The organism is Pseudomonas sp. CCI4.2, assembly GCF_034350045.1.
Classification (GTDB): Bacteria; Pseudomonadota; Gammaproteobacteria; order Pseudomonadales; family Pseudomonadaceae; genus Aquipseudomonas.
In genome coordinates this window covers 1,953,870-1,972,981 of sequence record NZ_CP133781.1, presented here as the reverse complement: position 1 = coordinate 1,972,981, position 19,112 = coordinate 1,953,870, and the positions used below count along the sequence as shown (strand labels likewise).

Here is a 19,112-nt window from a genome sequence, read left to right as displayed (position 1 = left end):
CCTCATGTGAACCGGCAATGATTCTACCAGTCCCATCGGTTAGCAGCACATACGCGACGCTTTGCCGCGTACTGGCATGGAGCCGTATACTCCCGTGTTTATGCCCGCCAAGCGAGGCCGCAGTGGACAAGATCGTGATACGTGGGGCCCGAACCCACAACTTGAAGAACATTGACCTAACCCTGCCACGCGACAAATTGATCGTTATTACCGGGCTTTCCGGCTCTGGCAAGTCGTCGCTGGCCTTTGACACGCTGTACGCCGAAGGGCAGCGGCGCTATGTCGAATCGCTTTCTGCGTACGCGCGGCAATTTCTGTCGATGATGGAAAAACCGGACGTCGATACGATTGAAGGACTATCGCCGGCGATTTCTATCGAACAGAAGTCCACGTCGCACAACCCACGCTCGACCGTGGGTACGATTACCGAAATTTACGATTACCTGCGCCTGCTTTATGCACGGGTCGGTCAGCCGCGCTGCCCGGATCACGATATTGCGCTGGAAGCGCAGACGGTCAGCCAAATGGTCGACTTGGTGCTGGCGCAACCGGAAGGCAGCAAGCTGATGCTGCTCGCGCCCGTAATCCGTGAACGCAAGGGCGAGCACTTGGCGATCTTCGAAGAGTTGCGCGCTCAAGGCTTCGTCCGCGCCCGAGTCAATGGCCGACTGTGCGAGCTAGATGAGCTGCCCAAGCTCGACAAGCAGAAGAAGCACTCTATTGATGTGGTGGTTGACCGCTTCAAGGTGCGCGAGGACATGCAGCAGCGGCTTGCCGAATCGTTTGAAACCGCGCTGAAGTTGGCTGACGGTATCGCCTGGGTGGCGCCGATGGACGACGAGCCCGGCGAAGAAATGATTTTCTCGGCGCGCTTTGCCTGTCCGATTTGTGGGCATGCAATCAGCGAGCTGGAACCCAAGCTGTTCTCCTTCAACAACCCGGCCGGCGCGTGCCCGACTTGCGACGGTTTGGGCGTGAAGCAGTTTTTCGACATCAAGCGGTTGGTCAACGGTGAACTGACGTTGGCCGAGGGCGCGATTCGCGGCTGGGACCGGCGCAACGTGTATTACTTCCAGATGCTCGGTTCGCTGGCGAGTCACTACGGCTTCAGCCTGGAAGTGCCGTTCAACGAGTTACCGGCTGACCAGCAGAAGATTTTGCTGAATGGCAGCGGTACGCAAAACGTCGACTTCCGGTATCTCAATGATCGCGGCGACATCGTTAAGCGTGCGCACCCTTTCGAGGGCATCGTGCCAAACCTTGAGCGGCGTTACCGCGAGACTGAATCGGCAACGGTTCGTGAGGAACTGGCCAAGTTTCTCAGCACTCAGCCGTGCCCTGACTGCCGTGGCACGCGTTTGCGTCGCGAAGCGCGTCACGTGTGGGTCGGCGAGAAAACCTTGCCTGCGGTGACCAGCCTGCCAATTGGCGATGCGACTGAATATTTCGCCACGCTGAAACTGACGGGCCGACGCGGTGAAATTGCCGACAAGATTCTCAAGGAAATTCGCGAGCGCTTGCAATTTTTGGTCAACGTCGGACTTGACTACTTGTCTCTGGACCGTAGCGCCGACACCTTGTCTGGTGGCGAGGCGCAGCGTATCCGTCTAGCGAGCCAGATCGGCGCGGGTCTTGTGGGGGTGTTGTACATTCTCGATGAGCCGTCCATTGGCCTGCACCAACGGGATAACGACCGCCTGTTGGGCACGCTGAAACACCTGCGCGATATCGGTAATACGGTGATTGTGGTTGAGCACGACGAAGACGCGATTCGTCTGGCGGACTACGTGGTGGACATCGGCCCGGGCGCCGGCATTCACGGCGGCCACGTTGTCGCCGAGGGCACGCCCGCTGAAGTTATGGCACACCCGGATTCGCTGACCGGCAAATACCTGTCGGGACGCGTGAAGATAGAAGTGCCGGCCAAGCGCACGCCGCGTAACAAGAAGCTGTCGCTGACGCTCAAAGGCGCTCGCGGCAATAACTTGCGCAATGTCGATCTGGAAATCCCGATTGGCTTGCTGACCTGCGTGACGGGTGTTTCCGGCTCGGGCAAGTCGACGCTGATCAACAACACGCTGTTTCCTTTGAGCGCCACGGCCCTCAACGGTGCCACCACGCTTGAAGCGGCGGTGCATGACAGCATCGACGGTCTGCAGCATTTGGACAAAGTGGTCGACATCGACCAGAGCCCTATCGGGCGGACGCCGCGCTCCAACCCGGCGACGTACACCGGGTTGTTCACGCCTATCCGCGAATTGTTTTCCGGGGTGCCGGAGTCGCGATCACGGGGTTATGGCCCTGGGCGCTTCTCGTTCAACGTGAAGGGTGGGCGCTGTGAAGCGTGTCAGGGCGATGGCTTGATCAAGGTCGAAATGCACTTTCTGCCGGACATCTATGTGCCGTGCGACGTGTGCAAGAGCAAGCGTTATAACCGCGAAACGCTGGAGATCAAATACAAGAGCAAAAGCATCCACGAGGTCTTGGAAATGACCATCGAGGAAGCGCGGGTATTCTTCGATGCAGTGCCAGCGCTGGCTCGCAAGCTTCAGACGCTGATGGACGTGGGTTTGTCCTACATCAAGCTAGGACAATCCGCGACCACGCTGTCCGGTGGTGAAGCGCAGCGGGTCAAGCTGTCTCGCGAGCTGTCCAAGCGCGATACCGGCAAGACCCTGTATATCCTTGATGAGCCGACTACCGGCCTGCACTTCGCGGATATTCAGCAGTTGCTCGATGTGCTGCACCGCTTGCGCGATCACGGCAACACCGTGGTGGTGATCGAGCACAACCTGGACGTGATCAAGACGGCCGACTGGCTTGTCGACCTTGGGCCAGAAGGCGGCTCCAAAGGTGGTCAAATCATCGCCTGTGGCACGCCAGAGGAAGTCGCCGAGATGGAGCAGTCCTACACCGGTCACTACCTCAAGCCGTTGCTGATTCGGGATAAAGCCACTGCGGTCTAGCTTGATAGCGCATTAAAAAGCCCCTGTCGCATCGCTGCGGCAGGGGCTTTTTATTGCGGTGCTGGAATCAGAACTGCGATTGCAGGTAATTTTCCAAGCCAATCGATTTGATCAGACCCAATTGCTGCTCTAGCCAATAGGTGTGATCTTCTTCGGTATCGGCCAACTGAACACGAAGAATGTCGCGGGAAACGTAGTCCTTGTGCAGCTCACACAGGGCGATGCCCTGGCAAAGCGCGGCACGGACCTTGTATTCCAGGCGCAAATCGCTGGCGAGCATCTCAGGGACCGTGGTACCGACGTCTACATCATCAGCACGCATACGCGGAGTGCCTTCGAGCATCAGAATCCGGCGCATCAACGCGTCGGCGTGCTCCGTCTCTTCCTGCATCTCATGGCTCATACGTTCGTAGAGCTTACTGAAGCCCCAATCTTCGTACATCCGAGAATGGATAAAATATTGATCACGCGCTGCCAGTTCGCCTGTCAGCAACGTCTTGAGGTAATCGATTACTACTGGGTGACCTTGCATCGCCCTAAATCTCCCTACTTGAAAGGCCCTAGTCTGGACCAAGCCGAGGAGAAGGTCACTTCAGAAAACGCATTAAAACGTTAAAATTCTGCGAAAGTCGGACAACTGGATGGGAAAAACCGCCCAAATGAGGGCGGTTCTGTTTATCACTTAGAGTCAGCCGAGTTGAACACCCAAGGCTTTGGCAACACCTTCGCCGTAAGCTGGATCAGCTTTGTAGAAATACTGCAGCTGACGTTGAACGACATCGCTGGTGACGCCGGACATAGAGCCAGCAATGTTGTTGATCAGCAGAGCCTTCTGTTCGGCACTCATTAAGTTGAAGAGCGCGCCTGCATGGCTGAAGTAATCGGTGTCTTCCCGATGATCGTAACGGGTTGCCACGCCGCTCAATGCCAACGCGGGCTCAGCGTAGGCCGGGGCTTGTTTCGGCGCGTCGGCGTAGCTGTTCGGCTCGTAGTTAGGCGTACCGCCCCCATTGTCACCAAAACGCATTGACCCATCACGCTGGTAGCTGTGAACCGGGCTTTTCGGTGCGTTGATCGGCAACTGCTGGTGGTTTGTACCAATGCGATAGCGATGCGCGTCGGCGTAGGCAAAGACCCGACCTTGCAGCATGCGGTCTGGTGACAAGCCAACGCCAGGCACCATGTTGCTTGGACCGAATGCCACTTGTTCAACTTCAGCGAAGTAGTTCGCCGGGTTACGGTTCAGCTCAAGCTCGCCCACTTCAATCAGCGGATATTCTTTCTGCGACCAGGTTTTGGTGACGTCAAACGGATTTTCGTGATGAGCGCCCGCCTGGGTTTCGGTCATGATCTGGATGCAGACTTGCCATTTCGGGAAGTCGCCTCGTTCAATCGCAGAAAACAGGTCGCGCTGCGAATAATCCGGGTCAGTACCTGCCAAGCGCGCAGCGTCTGCCGCGGCAAGGTTTTTGATGCCCTGCTTGGTCTTGTAGTGCCATTTGACCCAGTGACGCTCGCCGTTGGCGCTGATCAGGCTGTAAGTGTGGCTGCCGAAGCCGTGCATGAAGCGATAGCCGTCTGGAATGCCGCGATCCGAGAACAGGATCGTGACTTGGTGCAGCGCTTCTGGTGAGTGCGACCAGAAGTCCCACACCATTTGCCCGCTTTTCAAGTTGGTTTGTGGCTGACGCTTTTGGGTGTGGATGAAATCCGGGAATTTAAGCGGGTCACGGATGAAGAACACGGGCGTGTTGTTGCCAACAATGTCCCAGTTGCCCTCTTCGGTATAAAACTTTACGGAGAAGCCACGTGGGTCGCGCTCAGTGTCAGCTGAACCGCGTTCGCCACCGACTGTGGAAAAGCGCATGAAAATCGGGGTCTGCTTACCAACGGTGTCGAACAGTTTTGCGCTGGTGTACTGAGTGATGTCGCGGTTTACCGTAAACGTACCGTGGGCACCTGACCCTTTCGCATGGACGCGGCGTTCAGGGACGTTTTCACGGTTGAAGTGCGCGAGCTTTTCGATCAGGTGGAAGTCATCAAGCAATAACGGGCCTCGGGGGCCGGCGGAACGAGAATTCTGGTTGTCGGCGACAGGGGCGCCGCTGGCGGTTGTAAGCGTTTTATTCTGGCTCATGCAAAGTCTTCCTCTGGCGAACATATCTTGCCGGCTAATCGGCATGAAACGGAGTATTCGTCAAAAACGTTACACCAGCAAATTCATTAAATTGTGAAGATCGATAGAATTTTATAATTCACAGATAACAAAAAACCGGGCACTAGGCCCGGTTCTTTGATCAGACTGACGTCTTATTCAGCGGCTTCTACAACACCACCGATAGGACGATCAACCAGTTCGACGTACGCCATAGGCGCATTGTCGCCAGTGCGGAAACCGCACTTGAGGATGCGCAAGTAGCCACCCTCACGGGTTGCATAACGCTTGCCCAGATCGTTGAACAGCTTACCAACGATGGCTTTCGAACGAGTACGGTCGAATGCCAGGCGGCGGTTAGCCAGACTGTCGATCTTAGCCAGGGTGATCAGCGGCTCAGCAACGCGACGCAGTTCCTTGGCTTTCGGCAGTGTAGTTTTGATCAGCTCGTGCTCGAACAGCGACACCGCCATGTTTTGAAACATGGCCTTACGGTGAGAGCTAGTACGGCTCAGATGACGTCCACTTTTACGATGACGCATGGTTCATTCCTTACCAAACACAACGTTCGGTGGTTACGACGATCAGGCAGTCGCCTTGTCGTCCTTCTTAAGACTTGCAGGCGGCCAGTTGTCGAGGCGCATGCCGAGGGACAGACCACGGGAGGCCAGAACGTCCTTGATTTCGGTCAAGGATTTCTTGCCCAGGTTCGGAGTCTTCAACAGTTCTACTTCGGTGCGCTGAATCAGGTCACCGATGTAGTAAATGTTCTCCGCCTTAAGGCAGTTGGCCGAACGTACAGTCAGTTCCAGATCGTCAACCGGACGGAGCAGGATCGGATCGATCTCGTCTTCCTGTTCGATAACCACTGGCTCGCTATCACCTTTGAGATCGACGAACGCAGCCAACTGCTGTTGCAGAATGGTTGCAGCGCGGCGAATAGCCTCTTCAGGATCCAACGTGCCGTTGGTTTCCAGATCAATAACCAGCTTGTCCAGGTTAGTACGCTGTTCGACACGGGCGTTTTCCACCACGTATGCGATACGGCGAACCGGGCTAAACGAAGAGTCAACCTGCAAGCGACCAATGCTGCGGCTTTCGTCTTCATCGCTCTGACGCGAATCGGCCGGCTCATAACCACGACCACGAGCTACGGTGAGCTTCATGTTCAAGGCGCCGTTAGACGCCAGGTTAGCGATTACGTGATCGGGATTAACGATCTCGACATCATGATCCAGCTGAATATCGGCAGCGGTAACCACCCCCGAACCCTTCTTCGACAAGGTCAGCGTAACTTCGTCACGACCGTGCAGCTTGATAGCGAGACCTTTAAGGTTCAACAGGATTTCAATGACATCTTCCTGTACACCTTCGATGGCGCTGTACTCATGGAGTACACCGTCAATCTCGGCCTCGACTACTGCACAGCCGGGCATTGAGGACAACAAGATGCGACGCAGCGCATTGCCCAGGGTGTGGCCGAAACCACGCTCGAGAGGCTCGAGTGTGATTTTAGCGCGGGTTGGACTGACAACCTGCACGTCAATGTGACGGGGTGTCAGGAACTCATTTACCGAAATCTGCATGGATGCACCTATTTTCTAGCCCTTACTTGGAGTAGAGCTCGACAATCAGGCTTTCGTTGATGTCGGCGGAAAGATCACTGCGAGCTGGAACGTTTTTGAAGACGCCAGATTTTTTCTCAGTGTCTACTTCTACCCATTCTACGCGGCCACGTTGGGCACACAGATCGAGAGCTTGGACAATGCGCAGTTGGTTCTTAGCCTTCTCGCGGATAGCGACCACGTCACCAGGACGAACCTGATACGACGGAACGTTAACGGTTTTGCCGTTAATGCTGACCGACTTGTGCGATACCAACTGACGAGATTCGGCGCGAGTCGAACCAAAGCCCATACGGTATACAACGTTGTCCAAACGGCATTCGAGCAATTGCAGCAGGTTCTCACCAGTAGCGCCTTTCTTGCCGGCTGCTTCTTTGTAATAACCACTGAATTGACGTTCGAGAACGCCGTAAATACGACGGACCTTCTGCTTTTCACGCAGTTGGGTGCCGTAATCGGACTGGCGACCGCGGCGTTGGCCGTGGATACCAGGGGCTGCTTCGATGTTGCACTTGGATTCGATAGCGCGGACGCCGCTCTTCAAGAAGAGATCGGTGCCTTCACGACGTGCAAGCTTGCATTTTGGACCAATGTAACGAGCCATTTCTTACAGTCTCCTGGATTACACGCGGCGCTTCTTCGGCGGACGGCACCCGTTGTGCGGGATTGGCGTCACGTCGGTGATGCTGGCGATCTTATAGCCACAGCCGTTCAAAGCACGGACAGCAGACTCACGACCTGGACCTGGACCCTTGACGTTAACGTCGAGGTTCTTCAAGCCGTATTCCAGCGCAGCTTGACCAGCACGTTCAGCGGCTACTTGAGCAGCGAACGGAGTGGACTTGCGTGAACCGCGGAAACCCGAGCCACCGGAGGTAGCCCAAGAAAGCGCATTACCTTGACGGTCGGTGATGGTGACGATTGTGTTGTTAAACGACGCGTGGATGTGGGCGATGCCATCAACCACTGTCTTTTTAACTTTTTTACGAGGACGAGCAGCAGGTTTTGCCATGACTAGTTTCCTGTCGATTCGCTGGTGCGATTACTTGCGGATCGGCTTACGCGGACCTTTGCGAGTACGCGCGTTGGTCTTGGTACGCTGACCGCGCACTGGAAGACCACGACGATGGCGCAGACCGCGATAGCAGCCCAAATCCATCAAGCGCTTGATTTTCATGTTGATTTCGCGACGCAGGTCACCTTCAGTGGTGAACTTCGCCACTTCGCCACGCAGCTGTTCAATCTGCTCGTCGCTCAGATCTTTGATCTTCACCGCTGGGTTAACCCCAGTGGTTGCACAAATCTTCTGTGCAGTGGTGCGACCAACACCATAGATGTAGGTCAACGAGATAACAGTATGCTTGTTATCTGGAATGTTAACGCCTGCAATACGGGCCATTCAGTGGGACTCCAATTGACAGCTACCTACGCCCCGGAAGCCAAGAAATAGGGCGCGAGATAATATCGCTGTAATAACAAATAATCAACCCAGCAGCGCACTAGCTGCTGGGCTTTTAGCACAAATCACACTCAGCCTTGGCGCTGCTTATGACGTGGTTCCGCGCTGCAAATTACTCGAACCACACCTTCGCGGCGAATAATCTTGCAGTTACGGCACAGCTTTTTAACCGATGCACGAACTTTCATGACCAACTCCTAAACCTTATGGGTGCTTCAGCGCAGCATGCCGCTACCGTAGCCCTTCAGGTTGGCTTTCTTCATCAGGGATTCGTACTGGTGCGAAACGAGGTGCGATTGTACTTGGGACATGAAGTCCATCACAACCACTACGACGATCAGCAACGAAGTCCCGCCAAGGTAGAACGGTACGTTTGCTGCCACCACCAGAAACTGGGGAAGCAGACACACGGCCGTCATATAAAGAGCACCGAACATGGTCAAGCGAGTCAAAACGCCATCAATGTAGCGCGCCGACTGCTCACCTGGACGAATACCCGGAATAAAGGCACCGGACTTCTTCAGGTTTTCCGCTACGTCTTTCGGATTGAACATCAACGCCGTATAGAAGAAGCAGAAGAAAATAATCCCTGCACTAAACAGCAGAATATTCAACGGCTGACCAGGAGCGATCGACTGCGAGATGTCCTGCAGCCAGCCCATACCTTCAGACTGACCAAACCAGGCACCCAACGAAGCCGGGAACAGCAAAATGCTGCTCGCGAAAATAGCCGGTATTACACCGGCCATGTTCACTTTCAACGGCAAGTGGCTTGTCTGCGCAGCAAAAACCTTACGACCCTGCTGACGCTTGGCGTAGTGAACAGCAATACGACGCTGGCCACGCTCAATGAACACCACGAAACCGATGATCGCTACTGCCAGCAAACCGATGGCAACCAAGGCGAAAATATTGATATCACCCTGACGCGCAGACTCGAAAGACTGCCCTATCGCTCTCGGAAGACCGGCGACGATACCCGAAAAAATCAACATCGAGATACCGTTACCAACACCACGCTCAGTAATCTGCTCACCCAGCCACATCATAAACATTGCGCCAGCCACAAAAGTGGACACCGCAACGAAATAGAAGCCGAGGCCACCAGTGAACGCTATACCCTGCCCCGCCAAACCAACGGACATGCCGATAGCTTGCACGAGAGCGAGGACAACGGTGCCATAGCGGGTGTATTGACTGATCTTACGACGACCAGCCTCACCTTCCTTCTTCAACTGTTCCAACTGCGGGCTGACGGCGGTCATCAACTGCATGATGATCGATGCCGAAATGTACGGCATGATCCCCAGCGCGAAGATACTCATCCGCTCCAGCGCGCCGCCGGAAAACATGTTGAACAAGCTAAGAATGGTCCCCTCATTCTGTCGAAACAGGTCCGCCAGCCGGTCCGGATTGATACCAGGAACTGGGATGTGTGCGCCTATCCGATAGACGATAATCGCCAACAGAAGAAAACGCAGTCGAGCCCAGAGCTCGGATAACCCGCCTTTGCTGAGCGCTGAGAGAGCACCTTGCTTAGCCATTTATTCCTCGAACTTGCCGCCAGCTGCTTCGATAGCCGCACGCGCACCTTTGGTGGCTGCGATACCTTTGATGGTGACAGCGCGAGTAACTTCGCCGGACAACATGATTTTCACACGTTGAACGTTTTGGTTAATCACGTTGGCATCCTTCAGGGACTGCACGGTGACGATGTCGCCTTCCACTTTAGACAATTCGGACAAACGCACTTCTGCGCGATCCATAGCCTTCAGGGAAACGAAACCGAACTTCGGCAGACGACGATGCAACGGCTGTTGGCCGCCTTCAAAGCCCGGAGCAATAGTGCCACCGGAGCGGGAGGATTGACCTTTGTGGCCGCGGCCACCTGTCTTACCCAAACCACTACCGATACCACGGCCCGGACGATGCTTTTCGCGACGGGAACCCGGCGCTGGACTCAGATCATTGAGTTTCATCGATTAACCCTCGACTCGCAGCATGTAGTAAGCCTTGTTGATCATCCCGCGATTCTCAGGAGTATCCAGCACTTCTACAGTGTGACCGATGCGACGCAGACCCAAACCCTTAATGCACAATTTGTGGTTAGGGATGCGTCCGGTCATGCTTTTGATCAGCGTTACTTTAACGGTAGCCATGATCAGAAGATCTCCTTGACACTTTTGCCGCGCTTGGCAGCAATAGATTCAGGAGATTGCATAGCTTTCAAACCTTTGAACGTAGCGTGAACCACGTTTACCGGGTTAGTCGAGCCATAGCACTTGGCGAGCACGTTCTGAACACCAGCAACTTCCAACACTGCGCGCATAGCGCCGCCAGCGATGATGCCGGTACCTTCAGAAGCAGGCTGCATGTACACCTTCGAAGCGCCATGGGCAGACTTCATTGCGTACTGCAGAGTAGTGCCGTTCAGGTCTACTTGGATCATGTTACGGCGAGCAGCTTCCATTGCTTTCTGAATCGCAGCAGGCACTTCACGTGACTTGCCGCGACCGAAACCAACACGCCCTTTACCATCACCAACCACGGTCAACGCGGTGAAGGTGAAGATACGGCCGCCTTTTACGGTTTTAGCAACGCGGTTCACTTGAACCAGCTTCTCAATGTAGCCTTCGTCGCGCTTTTGGTCGTTATTTGACATAACTTAGAACTCCAGTCCGCCTTCACGAGCAGCATCAGCCAGCGCTTTCACGCGGCCGTGGTACTTGAAGCCAGAACGGTCGAAAGCCACTTGTGAAACGCCGACGGCTTTCGCACGCTCAGCGACCAGCTGGCCAACCTTAGTGGCCGCGTCGATGTTGCCAGTGGCTCCATCACGCAGGTCTTTGTCCAAAGTCGAGGCGCTCGCCAAGACTTTGCTGCCGTCGGCCGAAATGACCTGGGCATAAATGTGCTGCGAAGAGCGGTACACGCAGAGACGCACGACTTCTAATTCGTGCATTTTCAAGCGTGCTTTGCGAGCGCGACGCAGTCGGGTAACTTTTTTGACGGTCATTTGCTATGCCCTACTTCTTCTTGGCTTCTTTACGGCGGACGACTTCGTCCGCGTAACGCACACCTTTGCCTTTGTATGGCTCAGGACGGCGGAAGTCGCGGATCTCAGCGGCCACTTGACCAACCAACTGCTTGTCGATACCTCGGATGAAGATATCGGTCTGGTTGGGAGTCTCAGCGGTGATGCCGTTCGGCAGGTCGTATTCCACCGGGTGCGAAAAGCCAAGTGCCAGAGACAGCACTTTGTCTTTTGCTTGCGCTTTATAACCAACACCGACCAGCTGGAGCTTACGCTCGAAGCCTTGGCTTACGCCCTGGACCATGTTGTTAACCAGTGCACGAGTGGTGCCGGCCATTGCGCGAGTTTGTTGATCGCCATTGCGAGCAGCGAAACGCAGCTCACCAGCTTCTTCAACAATCTCAACGGACGAATGGATGTTCAGATCTAGAGTGCCCTTGGCACCCTTCACCGAAAGCTGCTGGCCGACGAGTTTAACTTCGACGCCTGCTGGCAACTTTACGGGGTTCTTAGCTACGCGTGACATGCTTATCCCCCCTTAGAACACTGTGCAAAGAACTTCGCCGCCGACACCGGCAGCGCGCGCAGCACGATCCGTCATCACACCTTTATTGGTGGAGACGATAGACACACCGAGACCGCCACGAACTTTAGGCAGATCATCGACGGACTTGTACTGACGCAGGCCTGGACGGCTAACGCGCTTCACTTCTTCGATGACTGGACGGCCTTCGAAGTACTTCAGCTCGATGGATAGCAACGGTTTGATTTCGCTGCTGATCTGATAACCCGCAATGTAACCTTCGTCCTTCAGGACTTTGGCAACAGCAACCTTCAACGTGGAAGATGGCATGCTTACGACGGGCTTTTCAGCCATCTGGGCATTACGGATACGAGTTAGCATGTCCGCTAACGGGTCCTGCATACTCATGGGCTAGACGCTCCTAATACATAAAAATAAGCCTTGCGGCTATAGCTTGTCGCCGAGAAACTCCGGGCAAATGAACACACGGGCTCAGGCGAGCCGATCATTCTAGACACACCCCGGAAATGAATCAAGCCCCAAAAGGGGCCTGATTCAAATTCTTGCTTCACGCGGGTCGATCTTATGCAAGATCGACCGACGCAAAACGAGATTAACGCTTTACCAGCTGGCTTTAACCAGACCCGGAACGTCACCACGCATAGCTGCTTCACGCAGCTTGTTACGGCCGAGGCCGAACTTGCGATAGACACCGTGTGGACGGCCGGTGATGCGGCAGCGGTTACGCATGCGCGAAGCGCTTGCGTCACGTGGCTGCTTCTGCAGAGCTACTTGAGCTTCCCAACGTGCTTCTGGACTTGCGTTCAGATCCACGATGATAACTTTCAACGCTGCACGCGCCTTGGCGTACTTGGCAACCGTGAGCTGACGTTTCAGCTCGCGGTTTTTCATGCTCATCTTGGCCATTGTCCTACTCCAATCAGTTGCGGAACGGGAACTTGAAAGCACGCAGCAATGCGCGACCCTCATCATCCGTCCGAGCAGTGGTGGTCAGGGTAATGTCCAGACCGCGAAGAGCATCGATCTTGTCGTAATCGATTTCCGGGAAAATGATCTGCTCTTTTACGCCCATGCTGTAGTTACCACGACCATCGAAGGACTTGGCATTCAGGCCGCGAAAGTCGCGAACCCGAGGCAGGGAGATCGACAGCAGACGATCCAGGAATTCGTACATACGATCGCGACGCAGAGTGACTTTAACGCCGATCGGCCAGCCTTCACGAACTTTAAAGCCCGCGATGGATTTCCGAGCGTAAGTAACAACGCATTTTTGACCAGTGATCTTTTCCAGGTCTGCAACAGCGTGCTCGATGACTTTTTTGTCACCGACCGCTTCGCCCAGACCCATGTTCAAGGTGATCTTTGTAACGCGCGGAACTTCCATCACGTTCGAAAGCTCAAGTTCTTCCTTGAGCTTCGGAGCGATTTCCTTCCGGTAAATCTCTTTTAGTCGTGCCATGGTCTTCTACCTAGCAGTGTTCAAGCATCAACCGCTTTTTGGGTCGACTTGAAGACACGAATTTTCTTGCCTTCTTCAACTTTGAAACCAACGCGATCTGCCTTGTTGGTTGCGCCGTTGAAAATGGCGACGTTAGAAGCGTGCAATGGCGCTTCTTTTTCGACGATACCGCCTTGTACGCCCGACGCAGGGTTTGGCTTGGTATGGCGCTTTACCAGGTTGATCCCACCAACGACCAAACGGTCGTCAACGAGAACCTTGAGCACCTTACCGCGCTTACCTTTGTCTTTGCCGGCGATCACGATGATCTCGTCGTCACGACGAATCTTTTGCATGTCGGATCTCCTTACAGCACTTCTGGGGCGAGAGAGACGATCTTCATGAACTTTTCAGTCCGAAGTTCGCGCGTCACTGGCCCAAAGATACGGGTGCCGATCGGCTCTTGCTTGTTGTTCAACAGAACAGCAGCGTTGCCATCAAAGCGGATAATGGAGCCGTCTGCGCGACGAACACCATGGCGAGTGCGGACTACAACAGCAGTCATCACTTGGCCTTTTTTCACTTTACCGCGAGGAATTGCTTCCTTAACGGTTACTTTGATGATGTCACCGATGCCAGCATAACGACGATGGGAGCCACCCAGAACCTTGATGCACATAACACGGCGTGCGCCGCTGTTATCAGCTACATCGAGCATGGATTGAGTCTGAATCATATAATTTCTCCGACCCCTAGTCCTTAGACTTCCACAGCGCGTTCGAGAATCTCAACCAGCGCCCAAGACTTAGTCTTGGCAACTGGACGAGTTTCACGAATAGTGACTTTGTCACCGATGTGGCTCTGATTAGTTTCGTCATGCGCGTGCAGCTTCGTCGAACGCTTAACGTATTTACCGTAGATCGGGTGCTTTACGCGACGCTCGATCAGAACGGTGATTGTCTTGTCCATTTTGTCGCTGACAACACGGCCAGTCAGCGTACGGACGGTTTTTTCGGCTTCAGCCATGATCACTTACCTGCCTGCTGGTTAAGCACAGTCTTCACGCGAGCAATGTCACGCTTAACTCGCGAGAGCAGATGAGACTGCCCCAACTGGCCAGTTGCCTTCTGCATACGCAGATTGAACTGGTCACGCAGCAGGCCGAGCAGTTGCTCGTTCAGCTGCTGTGCTGATTTTTCACGAAGTTCATTCGCTTTCATCACATCACCGTCCGTTTAACAAAGGAGGTGGCGAGTGGCAGCTTTGCAGCAGCCAGGGCGAAAGCCTCACGCGCCAGCTCTTCAGAAACACCCTCGATTTCATACAGGACTTTGCCTGGCTGAATCTGGGCAACCCAGTACTCTACGTTGCCCTTACCTTTACCCATTCGAACTTCGAGTGGCTTTTTGGTGACGGGCTTGTCCGGGAATACACGGATCCAGATTTTGCCGCCACGTTTAACGTGACGGGTCAGTGCACGACGCGCTGACTCAATCTGACGGGCGGTAAGACGACCACGAGCAACAGACTTCAGCGCATATTCGCCGAAGCTGACTTTGCTACCGCGCTGTGCCAAGCCACGGTTGTGGCCTGTCATCTGCTTGCGGAACTTCGTACGCTTTGGTTGCAACATTTGGCGTACCCCTTACTTAGCAGCTTTTTTACGAGGCGCTGGTGCTTGTGGTTTCAGCTCTTCTTGGCGACCACCAATTACTTCGCCTTTAAAGATCCAAACCTTTACACCGATCACACCATAAGTGGTGTGAGCTTCGTAGTTGGCATAGTCGATGTCGGCACGCAGGGTGTGCAATGGAACACGACCCTCGCGATACCATTCAGTACGTGCGATTTCAGCACCGCCGAGACGACCGCTCACTTGGATTTTGATGCCTTTGGCACCAATGCGCATGGCGTTCTGAACAGCGCGCTTCATAGCGCGACGGAACATTACACGGCGCTCCAGCTGCTGAGCTACGCTCTGCGCAACCAACATACCGTCCAGTTCCGGCTTGCGGATCTCTTCGATATTGATGTGCACAGGCACACCCATTTGCTTGGTCAGGTCCTGACGCAGTTTCTCAACATCTTCACCTTTCTTCCCGATCACAATGCCAGGACGAGCGGTGTGGATGGTGATACGTGCTGTCTGAGCCGGACGATGGATATCGATACGGCTTACGGACGCGCTTTTTAATTTGTCTTGGAGATACTCGCGCACCTTCAGATCAGCGAACAAATAGTCCGCATAAGTCCGACCGTCTGCGTACCAGACGGAGGTGTGCTCCTTGACGATTCCCAGGCGAATGCCAATGGGATGTACTTTCTGACCCATCTCTTCGACTCCGTTACTTGTCAGCAACCTTGACAGTGATATGGCAAGACCGCTTGACGATGCGATCAGCGCGGCCTTTGGCACGCGGCATGATGCGCTTCAGCGAACGCCCTTCGTTGACGAAAACGGTGGAGACCTTAAGGTCATCAACGTCTGCGCCTTCGTTATGCTCGGCGTTGGCTACAGCCGACTCCAGCACTTTCTTCAGGATCTCGGCGGCTTTCTTACTGCTGAAAGCCAACAGGTTGAGCGCTTCGCCCACCTTCTTCCCGCGGATCTGGTCGGCGACCAAGCGGGCTTTCTGGGCGGAGATTCGAGCGCCCGACAACTTAGCGGCTACTTCCATCGTTCCTTACCCCTTAACGCTTGGCTTTCTTGTCTGCCACGTGCCCACGATATGTGCGGGTACCGGCAAACTCGCCTAGTTTATGGCCGACCATGTCTTCGTTCACGAGAACTGGGACATGTTGACGACCGTTATGCACAGCAATGGTCAAACCGACCATTTGTGGCAGGATCATAGAACGGCGCGACCAGGTCTTAACTGGTTTGCGATCGTTCTTTTCCGCCGCCACTTCGATCTTCTTCAGTAGGTGAAGATCAATAAAAGGACCTTTTTTCAGAGAACGTGGCACTGTCGTATCCCTCTATTTACTTGCGACGACGGACGATCATTTTGTCGGTACGCTTATTACCACGAGTCTTCGCGCCCTTAGTCGGGAAGCCCCACGGCGATACCGGATGACGACCACCAGAGGTACGACCTTCACCACCACCATGTGGGTGGTCAACCGGGTTCATGGCAACACCACGAACGGTTGGGCGAACGCCACGCCAGCGTTTGGCACCAGCTTTACCCAGTGAACGCAGGCTGTGCTCGGAGTTCGAGACTTCGCCAAGCGTTGCACGGCATTCAGCCAATACTTTACGCATTTCACCAGAGCGCAGACGCAGGGTCACGTAGACACCATCACGCGCTACCAACTGAGCCGAAGCACCAGCGGAACGTGCGATTTGCGCGCCTTTACCCGGCTTCAACTCGATGCCGTGTACGGTGCTACCAACTGGAATGTTGCGCAGTTGAAGAGCGTTGCCCGGCTTGATCGGTGCCAAAGCACCTGCGATCAGCTGGTCGCCAGCACTAACGCCTTTAGGGGCGATGATGTAGCGGCGCTCGCCATCTGCGTACAACAGCAGTGCGATGTGAGCAGTACGGTTTGGATCGTATTCAATTCGCTCAACGGTGGCACTGATGCCATCTTTGTCGTTGCGACGGAAATCGACCAGACGATAATGCTGCTTATGACCACCACCGATGTGACGCGTGGTAATACGGCCATTGTTGTTACGACCACCAGTCTTCGATTTCTTCTCGAGCAGCGGTGCGTGAGGAGCGCCTTTATGCAGCTCCTGATTGACCACCTTGACCACGAAACGGCGGCCAGGGGAAGTCGGTTTGCATTTAACGATTGCCATGATGCACCCCTTCCTTACTCAGCACTGCTGCTGAAATCGAGATCTTGGCCCGGTTGAAGGGAGATAACTGCCTTCTTCCAGTCATTACGCTTGCCCAGACCGCGAGCAGTGCGCTTGCTCTTACCCAGAACATTCAGGGTAGTAACACGCTCTACTTTCACGCTGAACAGGCTTTCGACGGCCTTCTTGATTTCCAGCTTGGTTGCGTCAGTTGCAACCTTGAAAACAAACTGGCCTTTCTTGTCAGCCAGAACCGTGGCCTTCTCGGAAACGTGCGGGCCAAGTAGAACTTTAAATACGCGTTCCTGGTTCATCCCAGCAGCTCCTCGAATTTCTTCACGGCCGACACAGTGATCAACACTTTGTCGTATGCGATCAGACTAACTGGGTCGGAACCTTGAACGTCACGTACATCTACGTGCGGCAGGTTGCGAGCAGCCAGGTACAGATTCTGGTCGACAGCATCGGACACGATCAGAACATCAGTCAGACCCATGCCATTCAGCTTGTTCAGCAGATCCTTGGTTTTCGGTGCTTCAACAACGAAGTCCTGAACCACGACCAGACGGTCAGTACGAACCAGCTCAGCAAGGATGGAGCGCAATGCTGCGCGATACATCTTCTTGTTAAGCTTCTGAGAGTGGTCTTGTGGACGAGCTGCGAAAGTAGTACCACCGCCACGCCAGATTGGGCTACGGATAGTACCGGCACGAGCACGGCCAGTACCTTTCTGACGCCAAGGGCGCTTACCGCCACCAGAAACGTCGGAACGGGTCTTCTGTGCCTTGCTACCCTGACGGCCGCCGGCCATGTAGGCCACGACTGCTTGGTGTACCAATGTTTCGTTGAACTCGCCGCCAAATGTCAGTTCGGAAACTTCGATCGCTTGAGCGTCATTTACATTTAATTGCATGTCAGCTTCCCCTTAACCGCGAGCCTTGGCTGCCGGACGTACAACCAGGTTGCCGCCAGTAGCGCCAGGAACAGCACCCTTGACCAACAACAGATTGCGTTCAGCGTCCACGCGCACCACTTCCAAGGACTGCACGGTCACGCGCTCAGCGCCCATATGACCGGACATCTTTTTGCCCTTGAATACACGACCAGGAGTCTGGCACTGGCCGATAGAGCCTGGGACGCGGTGGGATACGGAGTTGCCGTGAGTATTATCTTGGCCACGGAAATTGTGGCGTTTGATCGTACCCTGGAAACCTTTACCCTTGGACTGACCGGTCACATCGACCATCTGCCCAGCGGCGAAGATTTCTGCATTGATTACGTCGCCAGCTTGGTAGTCGCCTTCTTCAAGACGGAACTCCCAAACACCGCGACCAGCAGCAACGTTCGCTTTAGCGAAGTGACCTGCTTGAGCAGCAGTCACGCGCGAAGCACGACGCACACCGACAGTGACTTGCACTGCACGATAGCCATCGGTTTCTTCGGTTTTAAACTGGGTGACGCGATTCGGCTCGATCTCAATGACCGTAACCGGAATGGAGACACCTTCTTCGGTGAAAATACGGGTCATACCGCATTTACGACCGACTACACCAATAGTCATGTTGTAAACCTCATGAGTGTACGGGGCTTTCACCCGCTATGGCCGCCCATTTCAGAGCGTTACACGACTAAGACCGAGTCTTAGCCGAGGCTGATCTGTACTTCCACACCGGCCGCAAGATCAAGCTTCATAAGTGCGTCAACGGTTTTATCCGTTGGCTGGACGATGTCCAGAACGCGCTTGTGAGTACGGATCTCATACTGGTCGCGCGCGTCTTTGTTGACGTGCGGAGAAACCAGAACAGTGAACCGCTCTTTACGGGTAGGGAGTGGAATCGGACCACGCACTTGTGCACCAGTACGTTTCGCGGTTTCCACGATTTCCTGGGTAGATTGGTCGATCAGACGATGGTCAAAAGCCTTCAACCTGATACGGATTTGCTGATTTTGCATTGGATTTCAGACTCCCAGCTGCTGTTCCCACCGAGCGCAATACGCCCGTTAAAAGGAGGCGCAATTCTATAGACGCTCCCACAAAGTGTCAACCCAATAAAAAAGCCCCCGCAAGCGGGGGCTTTTTCGA

Annotated in this window: 31 protein-coding genes; 1 reads left to right on the top strand and 30 read right to left on the bottom strand. The window is 54.5% G+C overall.

Going from position 1 to position 19,112, the window contains the following annotated elements; genetic code table 11:
* Window positions 1–122: 122 nt before the first annotated feature.
* Window positions 123–2,966 (top strand): excinuclease ABC subunit UvrA, encoded by a 2,844-nt coding sequence (gene uvrA, locus RHM65_RS08885; RefSeq protein ID WP_322166318.1) that lies wholly within the window; start codon window positions 123–125, stop codon window positions 2,964–2,966.
* A gap of 67 nt (window positions 2,967–3,033) precedes the next feature.
* On the opposite strand, the gene bfr is transcribed toward uvrA, so the two are convergent.
* From bfr to rpsJ, 30 genes are all read right to left on the bottom strand, one after another.
* Window positions 3,034–3,498 carry a bacterioferritin gene (bfr, locus tag RHM65_RS08880; protein WP_322166319.1) on the bottom strand — a complete coding sequence of 155 codons (465 nt, stop codon included), beginning with the start codon at window positions 3,496–3,498 and terminating at the stop codon, window positions 3,034–3,036.
* 156 nt (window positions 3,499–3,654) lie between these two features.
* Window positions 3,655–5,103, bottom strand: coding sequence for a catalase (locus RHM65_RS08875; RefSeq protein WP_322166320.1), 1,449 nt, complete (start codon window positions 5,101–5,103; stop codon window positions 3,655–3,657).
* A 173-nt stretch (window positions 5,104–5,276) separates the two neighbouring features.
* Complete coding sequence (gene rplQ, locus RHM65_RS08870; RefSeq protein WP_299828889.1) at window positions 5,277–5,663, bottom strand: 50S ribosomal protein L17; 387 nt, start codon at window positions 5,661–5,663, stop codon at window positions 5,277–5,279.
* Between the two features lie 42 nt (window positions 5,664–5,705).
* Window positions 5,706–6,707, bottom strand: a complete 1,002-nt coding sequence (locus tag RHM65_RS08865) for a DNA-directed RNA polymerase subunit alpha (protein WP_322166321.1) — start codon at window positions 6,705–6,707, stop codon at window positions 5,706–5,708.
* 22 nt (window positions 6,708–6,729) lie between these two features.
* Complete coding sequence (rpsD, locus tag RHM65_RS08860; RefSeq protein WP_322166322.1) at window positions 6,730–7,350, bottom strand: 30S ribosomal protein S4; 621 nt, start codon at window positions 7,348–7,350, stop codon at window positions 6,730–6,732.
* Window positions 7,351–7,368: 18 nt separating this feature from the next.
* On the bottom strand, window positions 7,369–7,758 hold the full coding sequence (gene rpsK / locus RHM65_RS08855) for a 30S ribosomal protein S11 (protein ID WP_002555466.1): 390 nt from the start codon (window positions 7,756–7,758) through the stop codon (window positions 7,369–7,371).
* A 30-nt stretch (window positions 7,759–7,788) separates the two neighbouring features.
* On the bottom strand, window positions 7,789–8,145 hold the full coding sequence (gene rpsM, locus RHM65_RS08850; RefSeq protein WP_002555467.1) for a 30S ribosomal protein S13: 357 nt from the start codon (window positions 8,143–8,145) through the stop codon (window positions 7,789–7,791).
* A gap of 131 nt (window positions 8,146–8,276) precedes the next feature.
* Window positions 8,277–8,393 (bottom strand): 50S ribosomal protein L36, encoded by a 117-nt coding sequence (gene rpmJ / locus RHM65_RS08845; RefSeq protein WP_002555468.1) that lies wholly within the window; start codon window positions 8,391–8,393, stop codon window positions 8,277–8,279.
* A gap of 27 nt (window positions 8,394–8,420) precedes the next feature.
* A complete protein-coding gene (secY, locus tag RHM65_RS08840) occupies window positions 8,421–9,749 on the bottom strand; it encodes a preprotein translocase subunit SecY (protein ID WP_322166323.1) in 1,329 nt (442 codons plus the stop codon).
* Entirely contained in the window at window positions 9,750–10,184 is a 435-nt protein-coding gene (gene rplO / locus RHM65_RS08835) for a 50S ribosomal protein L15 (protein WP_150642939.1), read from the bottom strand.
* Between the two features lie 3 nt (window positions 10,185–10,187).
* Window positions 10,188–10,364 carry a 50S ribosomal protein L30 gene (rpmD, locus tag RHM65_RS08830; RefSeq protein WP_003444363.1) on the bottom strand — a complete coding sequence of 59 codons (177 nt, stop codon included), beginning with the start codon at window positions 10,362–10,364 and terminating at the stop codon, window positions 10,188–10,190.
* Between the two features lie 2 nt (window positions 10,365–10,366).
* Window positions 10,367–10,867, bottom strand: a complete 501-nt coding sequence (gene rpsE, locus RHM65_RS08825; protein ID WP_003186035.1) for a 30S ribosomal protein S5 — start codon at window positions 10,865–10,867, stop codon at window positions 10,367–10,369.
* A gap of 3 nt (window positions 10,868–10,870) precedes the next feature.
* The gene (gene rplR / locus RHM65_RS08820; protein WP_322166325.1) at window positions 10,871–11,221 is read right to left on the bottom strand and encodes a 50S ribosomal protein L18; all 351 of its coding nucleotides are present in this window, start codon (window positions 11,219–11,221) and stop codon (window positions 10,871–10,873) included.
* A 10-nt stretch (window positions 11,222–11,231) separates the two neighbouring features.
* Window positions 11,232–11,765 carry a 50S ribosomal protein L6 gene (gene rplF / locus RHM65_RS08815; RefSeq protein ID WP_322166326.1) on the bottom strand — a complete coding sequence of 178 codons (534 nt, stop codon included), beginning with the start codon at window positions 11,763–11,765 and terminating at the stop codon, window positions 11,232–11,234.
* 12 nt (window positions 11,766–11,777) lie between these two features.
* Window positions 11,778–12,170, bottom strand: coding sequence for a 30S ribosomal protein S8 (rpsH, locus tag RHM65_RS08810; protein WP_065833640.1), 393 nt, complete (start codon window positions 12,168–12,170; stop codon window positions 11,778–11,780).
* Between the two features lie 213 nt (window positions 12,171–12,383).
* Entirely contained in the window at window positions 12,384–12,689 is a 306-nt protein-coding gene (gene rpsN / locus RHM65_RS08805) for a 30S ribosomal protein S14 (RefSeq protein WP_322166327.1), read from the bottom strand.
* 13 nt (window positions 12,690–12,702) lie between these two features.
* Complete coding sequence (gene rplE, locus RHM65_RS08800; protein WP_322166329.1) at window positions 12,703–13,242, bottom strand: 50S ribosomal protein L5; 540 nt, start codon at window positions 13,240–13,242, stop codon at window positions 12,703–12,705.
* A 20-nt stretch (window positions 13,243–13,262) separates the two neighbouring features.
* Complete coding sequence (rplX, locus tag RHM65_RS08795; RefSeq protein ID WP_322166330.1) at window positions 13,263–13,577, bottom strand: 50S ribosomal protein L24; 315 nt, start codon at window positions 13,575–13,577, stop codon at window positions 13,263–13,265.
* Window positions 13,578–13,588: 11 nt separating this feature from the next.
* Window positions 13,589–13,957, bottom strand: a complete 369-nt coding sequence (gene rplN / locus RHM65_RS08790; RefSeq protein WP_002555479.1) for a 50S ribosomal protein L14 — start codon at window positions 13,955–13,957, stop codon at window positions 13,589–13,591.
* A gap of 23 nt (window positions 13,958–13,980) precedes the next feature.
* Window positions 13,981–14,247 (bottom strand): 30S ribosomal protein S17, encoded by a 267-nt coding sequence (rpsQ, locus tag RHM65_RS08785; protein ID WP_322166331.1) that lies wholly within the window; start codon window positions 14,245–14,247, stop codon window positions 13,981–13,983.
* A gap of 2 nt (window positions 14,248–14,249) precedes the next feature.
* Complete coding sequence (rpmC, locus tag RHM65_RS08780) at window positions 14,250–14,441, bottom strand: 50S ribosomal protein L29 (protein WP_322166333.1); 192 nt, start codon at window positions 14,439–14,441, stop codon at window positions 14,250–14,252.
* On the bottom strand, window positions 14,441–14,854 hold the full coding sequence (rplP, locus tag RHM65_RS08775) for a 50S ribosomal protein L16 (protein ID WP_282379294.1): 414 nt from the start codon (window positions 14,852–14,854) through the stop codon (window positions 14,441–14,443). Before rplP ends, rpmC begins: the two co-directional genes overlap by 1 nt.
* Window positions 14,855–14,866: 12 nt before the next feature.
* A complete protein-coding gene (rpsC, locus tag RHM65_RS08770; RefSeq protein WP_003176422.1) occupies window positions 14,867–15,553 on the bottom strand; it encodes a 30S ribosomal protein S3 in 687 nt (228 codons plus the stop codon).
* Window positions 15,554–15,566: 13 nt separating this feature from the next.
* Window positions 15,567–15,899, bottom strand: a complete 333-nt coding sequence (rplV, locus tag RHM65_RS08765; protein WP_002555485.1) for a 50S ribosomal protein L22 — start codon at window positions 15,897–15,899, stop codon at window positions 15,567–15,569.
* Between the two features lie 13 nt (window positions 15,900–15,912).
* On the bottom strand, window positions 15,913–16,188 hold the full coding sequence (rpsS, locus tag RHM65_RS08760) for a 30S ribosomal protein S19 (protein ID WP_002555486.1): 276 nt from the start codon (window positions 16,186–16,188) through the stop codon (window positions 15,913–15,915).
* A gap of 16 nt (window positions 16,189–16,204) precedes the next feature.
* On the bottom strand, window positions 16,205–17,029 hold the full coding sequence (gene rplB, locus RHM65_RS08755; protein ID WP_322166334.1) for a 50S ribosomal protein L2: 825 nt from the start codon (window positions 17,027–17,029) through the stop codon (window positions 16,205–16,207).
* A 14-nt stretch (window positions 17,030–17,043) separates the two neighbouring features.
* The gene (gene rplW, locus RHM65_RS08750; RefSeq protein ID WP_002555488.1) at window positions 17,044–17,343 is read right to left on the bottom strand and encodes a 50S ribosomal protein L23; all 300 of its coding nucleotides are present in this window, start codon (window positions 17,341–17,343) and stop codon (window positions 17,044–17,046) included.
* The gene (rplD, locus tag RHM65_RS08745) at window positions 17,340–17,942 is read right to left on the bottom strand and encodes a 50S ribosomal protein L4 (RefSeq protein WP_219062785.1); all 603 of its coding nucleotides are present in this window, start codon (window positions 17,940–17,942) and stop codon (window positions 17,340–17,342) included. The genes rplW and rplD overlap by 4 nt, the downstream gene beginning before the upstream one ends.
* Before the next feature lie 12 nt (window positions 17,943–17,954).
* Window positions 17,955–18,590, bottom strand: coding sequence for a 50S ribosomal protein L3 (rplC, locus tag RHM65_RS08740; protein ID WP_219062787.1), 636 nt, complete (start codon window positions 18,588–18,590; stop codon window positions 17,955–17,957).
* An 80-nt stretch (window positions 18,591–18,670) separates the two neighbouring features.
* Window positions 18,671–18,982, bottom strand: a complete 312-nt coding sequence (rpsJ, locus tag RHM65_RS08735; protein WP_003186070.1) for a 30S ribosomal protein S10 — start codon at window positions 18,980–18,982, stop codon at window positions 18,671–18,673.
* Window positions 18,983–19,112: the final 130 nt, after the last annotated feature.